Source organism: Ancylobacter moscoviensis (assembly GCF_007559435.1).
Classification (GTDB): domain Bacteria; phylum Pseudomonadota; class Alphaproteobacteria; order Rhizobiales; family Xanthobacteraceae; genus Ancylobacter; species Ancylobacter moscoviensis.
The window spans coordinates 164,177-179,384 of sequence record NZ_VMBP01000001.1 but is presented as its reverse complement, the minus strand read 5'-3'; the positions used below and the strand labels follow the sequence as shown (position 1 = coordinate 179,384).

The 15,208-nt window shown below is 68.8% G+C and carries 14 protein-coding genes; 6 read left to right on the top strand and 8 right to left on the bottom strand.

Features of this window, described 5'->3' with window-relative positions; all coding sequences use genetic code 11:
- Positions 1 to 81: 81 nt before the first annotated feature.
- Entirely contained in the window at positions 82 to 1,572 is a 1,491-nt protein-coding gene (locus FO470_RS00845; protein WP_144341040.1) for a CoA-acylating methylmalonate-semialdehyde dehydrogenase, read from the bottom strand.
- Positions 1,573 to 1,691: 119 nt separating this feature from the next.
- Here FO470_RS00845 and FO470_RS00840 point away from each other — a divergent pair, with 119 nt between their 5' ends.
- Complete coding sequence (locus FO470_RS00840) at positions 1,692 to 2,666, top strand: LysR family transcriptional regulator (protein WP_246659429.1); 975 nt, start codon at positions 1,692 to 1,694, stop codon at positions 2,664 to 2,666.
- Here FO470_RS00840 and FO470_RS00835 read toward each other — a convergent pair.
- From FO470_RS00835 to FO470_RS00825, 3 genes are all read right to left on the bottom strand, one after another.
- Complete coding sequence (locus FO470_RS00835) at positions 2,582 to 3,388, bottom strand: Bug family tripartite tricarboxylate transporter substrate binding protein (protein WP_186291790.1); 807 nt, start codon at positions 3,386 to 3,388, stop codon at positions 2,582 to 2,584. The two genes, FO470_RS00840 and FO470_RS00835, sit on opposite strands and share 85 nt — an antisense overlap.
- 296 nt (positions 3,389 to 3,684) lie before the next feature.
- Positions 3,685 to 4,737 (bottom strand): aldose epimerase family protein, encoded by a 1,053-nt coding sequence (locus tag FO470_RS00830; RefSeq protein WP_186291789.1) that lies wholly within the window; start codon positions 4,735 to 4,737, stop codon positions 3,685 to 3,687.
- A gap of 19 nt (positions 4,738 to 4,756) precedes the next feature.
- The gene (locus FO470_RS00825; RefSeq protein ID WP_144341037.1) at positions 4,757 to 5,230 is read right to left on the bottom strand and encodes a MerR family transcriptional regulator; all 474 of its coding nucleotides are present in this window, start codon (positions 5,228 to 5,230) and stop codon (positions 4,757 to 4,759) included.
- 78 nt (positions 5,231 to 5,308) lie between these two features.
- On the opposite strand from FO470_RS00825, the gene FO470_RS00820 reads away from it, so the two are divergent.
- Positions 5,309 to 7,684, top strand: a complete 2,376-nt coding sequence (locus FO470_RS00820; protein WP_144341036.1) for a heavy metal translocating P-type ATPase — start codon at positions 5,309 to 5,311, stop codon at positions 7,682 to 7,684.
- A 200-nt stretch (positions 7,685 to 7,884) separates the two neighbouring features.
- Here the strand turns inward: FO470_RS00820 and argH are convergent, their stop codons facing one another.
- Entirely contained in the window at positions 7,885 to 9,270 is a 1,386-nt protein-coding gene (gene argH, locus FO470_RS00815) for an argininosuccinate lyase (protein ID WP_144341035.1), read from the bottom strand.
- Between the two features lie 27 nt (positions 9,271 to 9,297).
- Between argH and tlpA the strand changes: the two genes are divergently transcribed.
- Positions 9,298 to 10,119: a thiol:disulfide interchange protein TlpA gene (gene tlpA, locus FO470_RS00810; RefSeq protein WP_186291788.1), complete on the top strand. Its 822-nt coding sequence runs from the start codon at positions 9,298 to 9,300 to the stop codon at positions 10,117 to 10,119.
- On the opposite strand, the gene FO470_RS00805 is transcribed toward tlpA, so the two are convergent.
- Positions 10,116 to 10,418, bottom strand: coding sequence for a hypothetical protein (locus FO470_RS00805; RefSeq protein ID WP_144341034.1), 303 nt, complete (start codon positions 10,416 to 10,418; stop codon positions 10,116 to 10,118). The two genes, tlpA and FO470_RS00805, sit on opposite strands and share 4 nt — an antisense overlap.
- A gap of 217 nt (positions 10,419 to 10,635) precedes the next feature.
- Between FO470_RS00805 and FO470_RS00800 the strand changes: the two genes are divergently transcribed.
- A complete protein-coding gene (locus FO470_RS00800; protein ID WP_418655036.1) occupies positions 10,636 to 11,535 on the top strand; it encodes a DMT family transporter in 900 nt (299 codons plus the stop codon).
- Here FO470_RS00800 and FO470_RS00795 read toward each other — a convergent pair.
- Complete coding sequence (locus tag FO470_RS00795) at positions 11,532 to 12,461, bottom strand: AraC family transcriptional regulator (RefSeq protein ID WP_144341032.1); 930 nt, start codon at positions 12,459 to 12,461, stop codon at positions 11,532 to 11,534. The genes FO470_RS00800 and FO470_RS00795 overlap by 4 nt on opposite strands.
- Before the next feature lie 120 nt (positions 12,462 to 12,581).
- Here FO470_RS00795 and FO470_RS00790 point away from each other — a divergent pair, with 120 nt between their 5' ends.
- On the top strand, positions 12,582 to 13,478 hold the full coding sequence (locus tag FO470_RS00790) for an SDR family oxidoreductase (protein WP_144341031.1): 897 nt from the start codon (positions 12,582 to 12,584) through the stop codon (positions 13,476 to 13,478).
- A gap of 193 nt (positions 13,479 to 13,671) precedes the next feature.
- Positions 13,672 to 14,253: a hypothetical protein gene (locus FO470_RS00785; protein ID WP_144341030.1), complete on the top strand. Its 582-nt coding sequence runs from the start codon at positions 13,672 to 13,674 to the stop codon at positions 14,251 to 14,253.
- Positions 14,254 to 14,285: 32 nt separating this feature from the next.
- Here the strand turns inward: FO470_RS00785 and FO470_RS00780 are convergent, their stop codons facing one another.
- Entirely contained in the window at positions 14,286 to 15,167 is an 882-nt protein-coding gene (locus tag FO470_RS00780) for a 3-hydroxybutyryl-CoA dehydrogenase (protein ID WP_144341029.1), read from the bottom strand.
- Positions 15,168 to 15,208: the final 41 nt, after the last annotated feature.

The window sequence follows — 15,208 nt, the reverse complement described above, 5'->3', positions numbered from 1 at the left end:
GGAGCTCGGCGCGAAGAAGCGCGTCGTGGATGCCCGGCGCGAGGCCGGGCATGACGTCGATCTCCAGGAATGCGCGAGGCTTCAGCCCGTCGTCGGCATGACGAACTGGGCGCCCTCGCGGATGCCGGTCGGCCAGCGGGCGGTGGTGGTCTTCATCTTGGTGTAGAAGCCCACGCCCTCCATGCCGTAGACGTTGCGATCACCGAAGATCGACCGCTTCCAGCCGCCGAAGGAATGGAAGGCCACCGGCACCGGGATCGGCACGTTGATGCCGATCATGCCGGCCTTGGCGTCGCGGTCGAAGGCGCGGGCGCTGTCGCCGTCACGGGTGAAGATGGCGGCGCCGTTGCCGTATTCGTGGTCGTTGACCAGCCTCAAGGCCTCGTCGAAGCGGTCGACGCGCACGACGGAGAGCACCGGGCCGAAGATCTCTTCCTTGTAGATCTTCATTTCGGGCGTCACCCGGTCGAACAGGCAGCCGCCGATGAAGTAGCCGTCCTCATAGCCCTGCAGCTTGAGACCGCGCCCGTCGACGACGAGCTCCGCGCCCTCGGCGAGGCCGGCGTCGACATAGCCGCGCACCTTGGCGAGATGTTCCTTGGTGACGAGCGGGCCCATCTCGCTGTCGGGGTCGAGGCCGGGACCGACCTTGAGCGCACGCACCTTCGGCACGAGCTTTTCCATCAGCGCGTCGCCGACGCCACCCACGGCCACCGCGACCGACACGGCCATGCAGCGCTCGCCCGCCGAACCGTAGCCCGCGCCCATCAGGGCGTCGACGGTCTTGTCGAGGTCGGCGTCGGGCATCACCACCAGGTGGTTCTTGGCGCCGCACAGCGCCTGCGCGCGCTTACCGTGCGCCGCGGCGGTCTTGTAGACGTACTCGCCGATGGCGGTGGAGCCGACGAAGCTGACGGCGGCGACGTCCGGGTGGGTCAGCAGCGTGTCGACCGCCTCCTTGTCGCCCTGCACGACGTTGAATACGCCCGCCGGCAGCCCGGCTTCCGTCAGCAGCTCGGCCAGCATCAGCGAAGGGGTCGGGTCCTTCTCGGAGGGCTTGAGCACGAAGCTGTTGCCGCAGGCCAGCGCCACCGGGAACATCCACATCGGCACCATGGCCGGGAAGTTGAATGGGGTGATGCCGGCGACCACGCCGACCGGATGGCGGGCGGAGAACACGTCGACGCCGCGCGCCACCTGCTCGGTGAAATCGCCGCGCATCAGGTGCGGGATGCCGCAGGCGAACTCGACGACCTCGATGCCGCGGGTGACTTCGCCCTTGGCGTCCTCGAAGGTCTTGCCATGCTCGCGGGTGATGGCGGCGGCCAGCGCGTCGATGTCGCGGTCCAGCAGCGCCTTGAACTTGAAGAGGATGCGCGCGCGGGTCAGCGGCGGCGTGTCGGCCCAGCGCGGGAAGGCGGCGGCGGCGGCGGCGACCGCCTCGCCCACCGTGGCGGTGGAAGCGAGCAGCACCTCGCCCGACTGGGCGCCGGTGGACGGATCGAAGACCGGCGCCGAACGTCCCGCCGTGGCGACGACCTTGCCGCCGATGTAATGACCGATGACCGCCATGGCGATCTCCCCTCAGTTTGTCCTTCGATGGTTGTGCTTGTCGAAAGACTTCACTTCAACGACGATGTTTCCGCATCCGTTGTGCAGAATCACACAAAAAGACATCGGAACGGGAGGCCATGGACTGGGACCATCTCCGCATCTTTCTCGCGGTCGCGCGTGCCGGGCAGATGCTTGCGGCGGCGCGGCAGCTTGGGCTCGATCACGCCACGGTGGGACGCCGGCTCGGCGCGCTGGAGGCGGGCCTGGGCACCAAGCTGCTGGAGCGGCGCACCACCGGCAGCGAGCTGACGCCGGCCGGCGAGCGGCTGCTTGCCCATGCCGAACGCATCGAGACCGAGATGCTGCAGGCGCAGGCGGCGCTGGGCAATGTCGACCTCGCGCTTGCCGGCACGGTGCGCATCGGCGCGCCGGACGGCTTCGGCACCTATTTCCTCGCCCCGCGCCTCGGCCGGCTGGCGGAGGAGCATCCGGGGCTCAACATCCAGCTCGCGCCGCTGCCGCGCAGCTTCTCGCTGCCCAAGCGCGAGGTCGACATCGCCGTCACCCTCCAGCGGCCGGCGGAGGGGCGGCTCGTGGCGCGCAAGCTCACCGACTACACGCTCGGCGTCTATGCGGCGCGCGACTATCTCGAGCGCACCGGCGCGATCGCCAGTCTCAAGGACCTCAATGGACGGCTGCTCGTCACCTATGTGGCCGACCTCGTCTACAGCCCGGCGCTGGACTATTTCGAGGCGTTCCGCGAGGTGGAGGCGCGCCGGCTGGAATGCGCCAGCGTGGTCGGCCAGATGGAGGCGGTGCGGGCGGGGGCAGGCGTCGGCATCCTGCACGACTACGCCGCGCTGGGGCATGAGGGGCTCGTCCGCGTGCTTCCGGAGTTGAGCTTCCGCCGCTCCTACTGGCTCGTCACCCATGCCGACATCCACGACCTGCGGCGCATCCGCATAGTAGAGGATTTCATCGCCGGCGCGGTGCGCGAGGAGCGGGCAGGCTTCACGCCCGAGGCCGGCTACAGCCCGAGTTCGGCGAGCAGCACCCGCACGCGCGAGGTTTCGCTGCGCACGAAGGCGCCGAAGCCCGGTCCCGCGAGATAGTCGCCGGTCCAGTTGTAGCGGAAGAGCATGGCCTTCCAGGTCGCGCCGGTCACCATCCGGTCGGTCAGCGCGGTGAGGTGGGCGAGACGCGGGGCGTCGATGCCGGGCGGGGCGAACACACCGCGCCAGTTGGCCAGCTCGATGGGCGCGCCCTGCTCGAGAAAGGTCGGTATGGCGATGCCCGGAAGGCGCTGTGGCGCCGAGACGGCCAGTGCCCTGAGCTGCCCGAGCGCGAGGCGCGGCTGCAACTCGCTCAGGCCGCCGAGCACGCAGGTGAACTCGCCCTGAAGCACCGCATCGATGGCCCCGGTGCCGCCGATGATCGACTTGTAGCGGAGCTGGCCGGCCTTGAGCCCCGCCTGCCTTGCGATCATCGCGGCGAGGATGTGATCGACCGTGCCCACGGTGCCACCGCCGAACAGGATCGCGCCCGGATCGGTCTTCAGCGCGGTCAGGAAAGAGCGCAGCGACACATAGGGGGAATCCGGTCGCACGGCGGCCACCGCGTATTCGGTGGTGAGCCGCGCCACCGGGGTGAGATTGTCGAGCGTGAGGGGGAGGCGCGCCAGTATGGAGGCGCCGATCATGCCGAAGCTTCCGGCCATCAGGGCATTGCCGTGCGAAGAGAATCGGTCGGCGAAGCTCCTTATTCCGGCGCCCGAGCCGCGCGGATCGTAGGCGAGCGTCGAAGCGAAGCCTTCCGCGTCGAGGCTGGCGGCCATGCTTCGGCCCAGCGCCGCAAGGCCGCTGTTCTCAGGACCGGGCACGAACAGGGTCAGCGGCTCGCCGGCCCCGGATGTGTCCGTTGCGCGAGTTCCGTTCTCGGATTGACCGTAAGCTGCAGGGAGCCCGAGACAGCCCGCGGCAAGTCCGGCAATGAAGCGACGACGGTGCATGGGTTCTGCGCGGCCAGCCTGCGAGGGATTTGCCACGAAGATGATTTCAATATCGACATAATTGTTTGCACGGAGCGCGGGAAGCTGACGAAGCGGCTATCAGGTCGCTTCGGCCAGACCTGTTACCGTCGGGACACGTTATCCGTGCAAAAACGGTACGCCGTTACTTGTCGGAAGCCCGCGTCGGGCGTGATCCACGGCGGGGGGAGGCCGAGCCGGTTCACCGCGTCCGGGAAATACTGCGGTTCGAAGCAGATTCCCGCATGCGCTCCATGCGTCAGAGCACCGATTCCATGGTTCGTGACGGGCAGATGCGCGCCGTCATAGAGCTGGAGGCCCGGCGCCGTGGTGCGCACCTCCATCGCCATGCCGCTGCGTGACGAGCGGGCCCGGGCGACGAGCCTGGGCGCGGCGGGATCGCCGGCAGGAGGGCCGGCGTCATCGAGCACGAAGTTTGTGTCGAAGCCGATCCCCTGATCGGCGAGGCGCCGGAAGCTGCGCAGATCGAACGGTGTCCCGTCGACGGGTGCAATCTCGCCGGTCGGGATCTGGTCCGCATCGACGGGCGTGTAGTGCCGCGCGGCCACCGCGACCTCCAGCTCGCGCACCGAATGGCCGGGGTCGAGGGTGAAATAGGAATGATGGGCGAGGCTGACCGGCGTCGGCGCGTCGGTTCGGGCCGTCATTTCGATTTCCAGCGTGGACGGCGCGACAAGCCGGTAGGTGCAGAGCACGTCGAGCGTGCCGGGATAACCCTCCTCGCCGTCGGCCGAACGATAGGCCAGCGTGACGGCGTTTCCCGCGGCTGTTTCAACCCGCCACGGGCGGTGCGAGAAGCCGCGCGTGCCACCGTGCAGGTGGGTGACGCCCCGCTCGTTGCGCGCCAGCTCGTAGCCACGCCCGTTCAGGGTGAAGCGGCCGTTGCGGATGCGGTTGGCGACGCGTCCGCAGGTGGCGCCGAGATAGGCGGGGTTGGCGAGATAGGAGGAGAGGTCGTCATAACCGAGCACGACCCGACGCATCACGCCACCCGAGCCGGGAACCTCGAGGTCGCGCAGCGTCGCTCCCCAGCTCAGCACCCGCGCCCGCGTTCCGTCCGGGCCGGTCAGGACGATCTCGTGGATCGGATCGCCATCCGGCGCCGCGCCGATCTGCATGACCGTGCCACTCATCATATCGCCCTGTCGGTAGGTCTCAGAGCCGGTCGGCGAAGGCCGGCGCGCTGCCGGCCGTCGTCTCGGCGGGGCCGTGATGGTGCCGACACTCGCCATGGTCGGCAAGGATCTCGATGACCCGGCAACCCGCGACATGGCCGTGGGAGCAGCCCTCCACCATACGCATCAGCTCGGCCTGCAGCGCCGTGAGGCTGGCGATGCGGCGCTCCACGGCAACGAGATGATCCCGGGCAATAGCATCCGCAGCGGCACAGGATTGATTCGGATTGTCCTGCAATTGCAGTAGCGTGCGGATAGCGTCGATCTCGAAGCCGAGCTCGCGCGCGTGGCGGATGAAGGCCAGGCGGCGCATGTCCTCGGCGCCGTAGGAGCGCCTTCCGCCCTCGGTGCGGGGCGGGCTGGGGAGGAGACCGATCTCCTCGTAGTAGCGGATGGTCGGCACCTTCACGCCGCTCGCGCGGGCTGCCTCCCCGATGCTGAAATGACCCTTCATTTCGCGCTTGCTCCTCTAGTCACTAGAGGAATTAGTGTGCTGACGACGTGAAGGCAAGGCAGGAAGAGGAGCCGCGACATGTCGGCCGTGAAGACCCGCTACCGCATCGACGGCATGGACTGCGCGTCCTGTGCCAGCAAGATCGACACCGCCGTCCGGCGGCTCGACGGGGTGGCGGACGTGTCGGTCTCGGTGACGGCCGGGACCATGACGGTGGAACATGACGGCGCCGATCTCGCGCTGGTGGAGAAGCGCGTCTCCGGCCTCGGCTACGGCATCGTGCCGCTGCTCCGGCCCGCCGTGCGGGGGCCCGCGCCGGCCGATGAGGCAAGGCATGATCATGACCACGGGGCATGCGGCGGGCACGACCACGGGGACCGCGATCATGGGGACCACGACCACGCGGACCATGATCATGCGGGCCATCGGTATGCGCCGTCCGCCGGCGCCGCTACCCCCGCCGGGAGGGTAGCAGAGGGAGTAGCAAAAACCGTAGCAAACGGGCCCCGGAGAGTAGCAGACGAGGCCCATGGAGTAGCGACGGGTAGCACTGGTAGCCACGCGCACGACCATACCCATCTGCCGGGCGACGGACCGTGGTGGCGGAGCGGCAAGGCGCGGCTGACGGTGGTCTGCGGCGCGGCGCTGGCGGCGGCCTATGGCGTCGGGCATTTCTTCCCCGCGCTCGATCCGTGGATCTTCATCGCCGCCCTGCTGATCGGCCTCGTGCCGATCGCTCGGCGCGCGGTGATGGCGGCGCTGGCCGGCACGCCCTTCTCGATCGAGACGCTGATGACCATCGCCGCCGTCGGCGCGGTGATCATCGGCGCGTCGGAGGAAGCGGCGGCGGTGGTGTTCCTGTTCCTCGTCGGCGAGCTGCTGGAAGGCGTCGCCGCCGGCCGGGCGCGCGATTCCATCCGCGCCCTCACGGCGCTGGTGCCGAAGACCGCGCGGATCGTCGAGGCGGGCGGCACGCGCGAGGTGCCGGCCGAGAACCTGCGGATCGGCGACGTCATCCTCGTGCGGCCGGGCGAGCGCATTCCCGCCGACGGCGAGGTGCTGGAGGGCGCCGGCTCGGTGAACGAGGCGCCGGTGACCGGCGAGAGCGTGCCGGTGGGCAAGGAGAAGGGTGACACGGTCTTCGCCGGCACGGTGAACGGCGAGGCGGCGCTCACCGTCCGCGCCACCACCGAGCCGTCCGACAACACCATCGCCCGCGTCGTTCGTCTCGTCGAGGAGGCGCAGGAGAGCAAGGCGCCGACCGAGCGCTTCATCGACCGCTTCTCGCGCTGGTACACGCCTTTCGTGATGGTGCTGGCGGCGCTGGTGGCGGTGGTGCCGCCGCTCGTCGCCGGCGCGGCCTGGGACGAGTGGATCTACAAGGGCCTCGCCATCCTGCTCATCGGCTGCCCCTGCGCGCTGGTCATCTCGACGCCGGCGGCCATCGCGGCCGGTCTCGCCTCCGGCGCGCGGCGCGGCCTGCTGATCAAGGGCGGCGCGGTGCTGGAGGTGCTGCGCACGGTCAATGCGGTGGCGCTCGACAAGACCGGCACGCTGACCGAGGGCAAGCCGAAGGTGACGGATCTCATCGCCTTCGACGGCGACGAGGCGGCCCTGCTGGCCCGCGCCGCCGCGCTGGAGGCGGGCTCCACCCATCCGCTGGCGGTGGCGATCCTCGCCGAGGCCGAAGCCCGCTCGCTCGCCTATCCGGCGGCGCGCGACGCCGGCGCGCTGGGCGGGGAGGGCGTCAGCGGCACGGTGGACGGGGTGGCGCTGTTCCTCGGCTCACCCAAGGCGGCGGCCGCGCGCGCGCCGTTGACCACCGAGCAGCAGGCGGCCATCGGCGCGCTGAACGATGCCGGCAAGACCGTCTCGGTGCTGCTGGCGGACGGCCGCGCCGAGGGCGTCATCGCCATGCGCGACGAGCCACGCGCCGATGCCCGCGCCGGCCTCGCGGCGCTGAAGGCGGCGGGCATCCGCACGGTGATGCTCACCGGCGACAATGAGCGCACCGCGAAGGCCATCGGCGGCGACCTCGGCATCGAGGTGCGGGCCGGGCTGATGCCGGCCGACAAGCAGCGCATCGTCGGCGAACTGAAGGCCGAGGGGCTGACCGTCGCCAAGGTGGGCGACGGCATCAACGACGCCCCGGCGCTGGCGGCGGCGGATGTCGGCATCGCCATGGGCGGAGGCACCGACGTGGCGCTGGAGACGGCGGACGCCGCCGTGCTGCACGGGCGGGTGGCGGATGTCGCCGGCATGATCGCGCTGTCGCGGGCGACCATGCGCAACATCCACCAGAACATCACCCTCGCTCTCGGGCTGAAGGCGGTGTTCCTCGTCACCACCATCGCCGGGATCACCGGCCTGTGGCCGGCCATCCTCGCCGATACCGGCGCGACCGTTCTGGTGACGGCGAATGCGCTGAGATTGCTGGGCCGGCGGGAGGGCTGACCGGGGGGATTCGGCCGATCCCGGGAGCGCAGGGAAGGCGTGGATGGCCGGGCCAAGCCCGGGGATGACGTTGTGGTGGGTTTCATCGTCATCCCGGAATGGCTCCGCGGGTCGGTGAGGGGGAGACACGCTTGCGGAGCGTCCAAGACCCCTCACCCCAACCCTCTCCCCGCCGGGGAGAGGGAGTGCGGCCGGCTCGACTACTTCTTCGCGAGCTGCTTCAGCCAGCGCTTCGCCTGCGTGCGCACGTTCTTCGGGGCGGTGCCGCCATAGGAGACGCGGCTCGCCACCGATTTCGAAACGGAGAGCACGCCGAACACGTCCTCGTTGATGCGCGGCTCCACCGCCTGCATCTCGGCCAGCGAGAGCTTGTGCAGCGGCACATCCCTGCCCGCCGCCAGCGCGACGATGCGGCCGGTGACGTGGTGCGCCTCGCGGAAGGGCAGGCCGAGCACGCGCACCAGCCAGTCGGCGAGGTCGGTGGCGGTGGAATAGCCGCCGCCGGCCGCTTCCTTCATGCGCTTGGCGTCCGGCACCATGTCGCGCACCATGCCGGCGGTCGCCGCGATCATCAGCGACAGGGTGGAGAGGGCGTCGAAGGCGCCTTCCTTGTCCTCCTGCATGTCCTTGGCGTAGGCGAGTGCCAGGCCCTTCATCACCATCAGCAGGCCCGAGAACGCGCCGGCGATGCGGCCGATCTTGGCGCGCACCAGCTCGGCGGCGTCCGGGTTGCGCTTCTGCGGCATGATCGACGAGCCGGTGGTGAAGCGGTCGGACAGCTTGAGCAGGCCGGTGAGCGGCGAGGTCCAGATCACGATCTCCTCGGCGAAGCGGGAGAGGTGCATGGCGCAGATCGAGGCGGCGGCCAGCGTCTCCAGCACGAAGTCGCGGTCGGAGACGGAATCGAGCGAGTTCGCCGTCGGCCGGTCGAAGCCGAGCGCCTTCGCGGTGGCGAAGCGGTCGATGGGGAAGGAGGTGCCGGCGAGCGCGGCGGCGCCGAGCGGGCACTCGTTGAGCCGGGCGCGGGCATCCGCCAGCCGGCCGCGGTCACGGCCGAGCATCTCGACATAGGCGAGCAGATGGTGGCCGAAGGTGACGGGCTGGGCGGTCTGCAGATGGGTGAAGCCGGGCATCACCGTATCGGCATGGGCCAGCGCCTTTTCCACCAGCGCCTGCTGGAGGTCCCTGAGCTGGGTGTCGAGCGTGTCGACGGTGTCGCGGACATAGAGGCGGAAGTCGGTCGCCACCTGGTCGTTGCGCGAGCGGGCGGTGTGGAGGCGGCCGGCGGAGGCGCCGATCAGCGTCGCCAGGCGCGATTCCACGTTCATGTGGATGTCCTCCAGCGCCCGCTGGAAGGTGAAGTCGCCCTTCTCGATCTCTGACAGGATCGTGTCTAGACCGGCGACGATCTTTTCGGCATCAGCCTTGTCGATGATCCCCTGGGCCGCCAGCATCGAGGCATGGGCCTTCGACCCCGCGATGTCCTGCGCGTACAGGCGCTGGTCGAAACCGATGGAGGCGTTTATCTCCTCCATGATCGCATCGGGCCCGGTCTCGAAGCGGCCGCCCCACATCTTGTTGCTCATGTTAGACTTTTCTCCGCGAGGACGGCCATGACTGAACGACCTGAGGACACCGTCGAGCCCGCTGGCAGCGGTTCGGGGCGGTCCGGCGGCCGGTTCGCCCTGATCGTGGCCGCCGCCGTCTTGCTGGGCGCCATCGCCGGGCTGGCAGGCGTATACGGGATCGGGGGCGGCGGGCGCAACGCCGTTGCGGTCGGAGCTGATGCGCAGAGCGCGCCGGACGGCGGCGCGGAGGTGGCGCAAGAGCCGGCGCCGGCCGTGGCGGGGGCGCCCGACGAGGCCTGCCGCGCCGCGAGCGACACCGCCCGGCGCATCGCCGGCCTCGCCAGGGGCGAGCTTGCCGCCTTCGCGCCGACGCTGAAGCCCACCCGCATTCCCGATCTCGCCTTCCTCGGCCCGGACGGCGCGCCGACGACGCTGTCGGCGGTGGGCGGCGACGGGCTGAAGCTCGTCAACATCTGGGCGACCTGGTGCGTGCCGTGCCGCAAGGAGATGCCGGCGCTCGACGCATTGCAGGCGAGCCTCGGCGCCAAGGGGGGCGCGGGCACGCCGGGCTTCGAGGTGGTGGCGGTGAACATCGACACGCGCGACCCGAACAAGCCGAAGGCGTTCTTCGACGAGATCGGCATCAAGAATCTGGCGCTCTATGCCGACCCGAAGGCGCAGGCCTTCCAGGACCTGCGCGCGGTGGGGCGCGGCTTCGGCCTGCCGACCACGATGCTGATCGACGCCAAGGGCTGCGAGATCGGCCATATCGCCGGCCCCGCCGAATGGGCGAGCGCGGACGCGGTGGCGCTGGTGAAGGCGGCGCTGGCCGGCGGGGAGCCCGCCGCCGCCTCGCCGGTGCCCTAGCGGCGCACCATGAGGCGGTGGAGAGTCAGGGGGTAGCTGATCTGCCCGCAGGCCTGGTAGTCCTTCTCCGAGAGATCGATGACGAGCAGCCCGTCCCACAGGGGCTCCATCGCCGAGCGGGTGCGGATGAGCGTCGCCAGCGTCGAGGCGCCGCAGGCCGATTCGATGATGAACAGCGACCCCGCCTCCTGCAGCACCGCCCCGAGGGCCGCCTCGCGGATGTGCTGCACGATGGAATGCCGGCGCTCGGCCTGATTTCCCGCGTCGCCCACGCGGAAGGAAACCATCAAGACCGCCATTCCCGCCCCCCGACCCCGTCGCTGCGATGACTATAGGTTGTATTGTATAACAATACATCTATTGGATGCGATGGCGCGAAACGGGTGGCGTGGCGTCGCGGGAAGGACTAAGAGGCGGCTTCACGCGCCGCAGGAGCCATCCATGTCCGCTTCGGAGCCCGCTTCGAAGCCTGTTGCCCGCACCGGGCTCGCCACTTCCGTCGCCGGACCGATGCCGATGGCCGCCGCCGACTGGGGCGCGCTGGTGCTGCTGGCGCTGATCTGGGGCGGTTCCTTCTTCTTCGGCAAGGTGGCGGTGAAGGAGATCCCGCCGCTGACCATGGTGCTGTGCCGCGTCGCCATCGGCGCTCTGGCGCTGTTCGTGATCGCGCGGGCGCGCGGCGTCCGGCTGCCGCTGAACCGGGGGCTGGCGGCGGAGTTCGCGGTGCTGGCGCTGATCGCCAACATCATTCCCTTCGGGCTGATCGCCTGGTCGCAGCAGCACATGCCGAGCGGGCTGTCCTCCATTCTCAACGCGGCGACGCCGCTCTTCACCGTGCTGGTGGCACAGGCCTTCACGCGCGACGAGAAGTTCACCGCCGGCAAGCTGGTGGGCGTCGCGCTGGGCTTCACCGGCGTCGCGGTGATGATGGGGCCGGCGCTGCTCGGCCAGCTCGGCGGGCACCAGCTGCCGGCGCAGCTCGCGGCGATCGGGGCGACGGTCTCCTACGGCTTCGCCAGCGTGTACGGCCGCCGCTTCCGGCACCTGCCGCCGCTCGGCGTGGCGATGGCGCAGCTCGCGGCCTCCAGCCTGCTGCTGGCGCCGGTGGCGCTGCTGATCGACCGGCCGTGGCTGCTGCCGGTACCCTCGCCGCACGTGCTGGGGGCGCTCGCCGGGCTCGGCGTGCTCTCCACCGGTATCGCCTATGTCATCTTCTTCCGCATCCTGGCGCGGAACGGGGCGACCAACATCTCGCTGGTCACCTTCCTCGTGCCGGTGAGCGCGATCCTGCTCGGGGCGCTGTTCCTCGGCGAGGCGCTGGAGCCGCGCGAATTCCTCGGCTTCGGCGTGATCGCGCTGGGGCTGGCGGCGATCGACGGGCGGCCGGCGCGGTGGATCGGGCGGAGGCTGCGCTAGGCGCCGTTCGACGTCGTGCCGGCGTAGCGGCGCGGGGAGGAGCCCATCACCCGCTTGAAGGCGATGCTGAAGGCGCTCTCGGACCGATAGCCCAGCGCCAGCGCGACGCTGGCGATGGATTCGCGCGAATGTGCCAGCCGGTCGGCGCCCAGATGCATCCGCCAGCGGGTCAGATACTCCATCGGCGGCGTGCCGACCGTCGCGCGGAAACGGGCGGCGAAGGCGGAACGCGACATGCCGGCGCGGGCGGCGAGTTCTTCCACCGACCAGCGGTGCGCCGGCTCGGCATGCATGGCTTCCAGCGCCGTGTTCATCTGCCGGTCGGCCAGCGCGAAGAACCAGCCGACGCCTTGCCCGGCCCCGGAGAGGTGCAGCCGTAGCGCCTGCACGAGCATCATGTGGGCGAGGTACTGGACGACGAGGAAGCTGCCGGGCCGTCCGTCCCGCAGCTCCTGCATCATCCGCTCGGTCGACCAGCACAGCATCGCGGTTTCCGCGCCCCGCCGGATATGCACCAGTGGCGGCAGCAGGCGGAGCAGCATGCCGGCCTGCGGTCCCTCCAGCGCGAAGCGGCTGCTGACGAGCGAGACGTCGCGGCCCTCGTTCAGCGCCGCCACGCCGCCCCGGCGCACGCGCGGGAAGACGTGCTGCGCGTCCATCGGCTCGATGGCGGAGCCGATGGCGAGGTCGGAGGCCAGGCTGAAGCTGCGGCCCGTGGGCAGCAGGAAGCAGTCACCGGTCTCCAGCCGCACGGGGTCGGGGAGGCCGTCGACGGAAAGCCAGCAGGCGCCGGAGACCACCGCCCCACTCTTGATGTTGCCGCGGCTCTCGGGGAAGCGGACGGCCCAGTCGCCACCTGCCTCGAACCCGGCGGCGAGCAGGTTGCGCGGCTTCATCAGCGAGAGGATGTCGGAGAGCGGGTCCAACGTCTGGACGATCCCGGAGGAAATAAGGACGTCGGATGATAGATCGTATCGCGTCGCGCGCCTATCACCGTCCCATGTGGCGGCCATCCGCCGCGCCGCCGGCTTCCAGGGACAACCGACATGCATATCTTCGTCACCGGTGCGACGGGCTTCGTCGGCTCCGCCGTCGTCCGCGAGCTTCTCGACGCCGGCCACCGGGTCACCGGCCTCGCCCGCTCGGAGGCGGGCGCGGAGGCACTCGCGCGGGAAGGCGCCGCCGTCCATCGCGGCGACGTCAACGATCTTCCCGGGCTGCGCGTCGCCGCGGCGCGGGCGGACGGCGTGATCCACACCGCCTTCAACCACGACTTCTCGACCTTCCGCGCCAATTGCGAGGCGGACCGCCAGGTCATCGAAGCGCTCGGCGAGGCGCTCGCCGGGTCGGGCCGGCCGCTGGTCGTGACCTCCGGCATCGGCGTGCTGTCGCAGGGCGGCGTCGCCACCGAGGAGACGCGGGCGGCCAGCGGGCCGGCCGCTCACCCGCGCGCCGCTTCCGAGCAGGCGGCGGAGCGGATCGCCGCGCGCGGCGGCCATGCCAGCGTGGTGCGGCTGCCGCCTTCCGTGCACGGCGCCGGCGATCACGGCTTCGTGCCGCATCTCGTTCGTCTGGCGCGCGCGAGCGGCGTCTCCGCCCATATCGGGGAGGGGCTGAACCGCTGGCCGGCGGTGCATCGGCTCGATGCGGCGCGGCTCTACCGGCGGGCGGTGGAAAGCGGCGAGGCTGGAGCACGCTATCACGCGGTCGCCGAGGAGGGCATCGCCTTCCGCGACATCGCGCAGGTGATCGGCCGGCGGCTCGGCGTGCCGGTCAGGGGCCTCGGCCCGCAGGAGGCGGAGGCGCATTTCGGCTGGTTCGCCCCTTTCGCGGCGATGGACGTGCCGTCCGTCAGCCGGTGGACGCAGGACGCGCTCGGTTGGCGGCCGACCGGGCCGGGACTGCTCGCCGATCTCGACGGCCCGGCCTATTTCGAGGGGTGAGGCAAATTAGGGGTGGGGTATATTAGGGCTATCCGCGATTCCGTATCGTCATGTCTGATCGACAGGAATATCTTAGTACGTCGCTTATAGTTTATATAGGATGTGATTATTGTATTGATCAAAAGCTATAAATTGGCAATTTGTCCGGGTATGTGATTTTTTGTAAGTACTATGTATTTTTTGGAGAGAAGATATGGGTAACGGAAAGCAGCTGCTCTTTGTGGCTGCTCGCTATTGGCGTGGCGCAAGAGCTGTTTGGGTAGATGTCAATAGACAGGATATGATGAGCGAGCCCACTAGCTATCTTTTGTCTATGTCTGTTGAGTTGGCTCTCAAGAGTTTTTTAATTGACAATGGGGTGAATGGTGATGACCTTCGGAAATATAAGGTGCGTCACAATATTGCTGAACTATTGAAAATGTCCGTTGATAGAGGGTTCCTGATCTCCATTGACGAGGCTGGTGATCTTTGCGTGCTCGGACTGTCTCATTCAGATCACTTCTATCGATATGGCTCCGAAAATGTTGTCGGAGGGGAGGCTAAATATCTATTGGTAGAGGAAGCCGCTTTGCTCTTGGTAGCCCGCATCATTGATAGGGTGAGTGGCAATCCGGACGTCCTGCGGAGAGTTTTCCTCGATCAAGATCGCTATATCGATTGGCCCGCGACGCCGCCCGTGATTGGCATTTCTGCCGGGCAGTTGCAAGAGATAAACCAAAAGATGAAGGATGAAGTTGCCGCCGCCATTGTTAAATTTCAGTCTACCCAGATGTAATCCGCCAATTGTCCGTCAATGAGATTCGTTCTTCACCGCGTCGGGACCGGCTTCTCGCCGCGGTAGTCGTAGAAGCCGCGCTGGGTCTTGCGGCCGAGCCAGCCGGCTTCGACGTATTTCACCAGCAGCGGGCAGGGGCGGTACTTGGAATCGGCCAGCCCCTCGTGCAGCACCTGCATGATCGACAGGCAGGTGTCGAGGCCGATGAAGTCGGCAAGTTGCAGCGGGCCCATCGGGTGGTTGGCGCCGAGCCGCATGGCGGTGTCGATGGCGTCCACCGAGCCGACGCCCTCATAGAGGGTGTAGATCGCCTCGTTGATCATCGGCAGCAGGATGCGGTTGACCATGAAGGCGGGGAAGTCCTCCGACACCGCATAGGTCTTGCCGAGCCGCGAGACGAAGGCCTTGGACAGCTCGAAGGTCTCATCCTCGGTGGCGATACCGCGCACCAGCTCGACGAGCTGCATGATCGGCACCGGGTTCATGAAGTGGATGCCGATGAAGCGCTCCGGCCGGTCGGTCGAGGCGGCGAGGCGGGTGATCGAGATGGACGAGGTGTTGGTGGCGAGAATCGCCTCCGGCTTCAGGAACGGGCAGACCGTGGAGAAGATCTTGCGCTTGATCTCCTCCTTCTCCACCGCCGCCTCGATCACCAGGTCGACGTCCGCGAGGTCCGCCGTCTGGTCGGTGCCGTGGATGCGGCCGAGCGCGGCCTTCTTCTCGTCCTCGCCATACAGGCCCTTGGCGGCCTGCCGGGCCATGTTGCCGTTGATGGTGGCGAGGCCCGACTTGATGCGGTCCAGCTCGAGGTCGTTCAGCACGACGTCATAGCCGGCGAGCGCGCACACATGCGCGATGCCGTTGCCCATCTGGCCGGCACCGATAATGCCGACTCGCTTGATCTCGAAAGCCATCACAACGTCCGTTTTGCCCCACGCCGACAGGTGGCAGTATA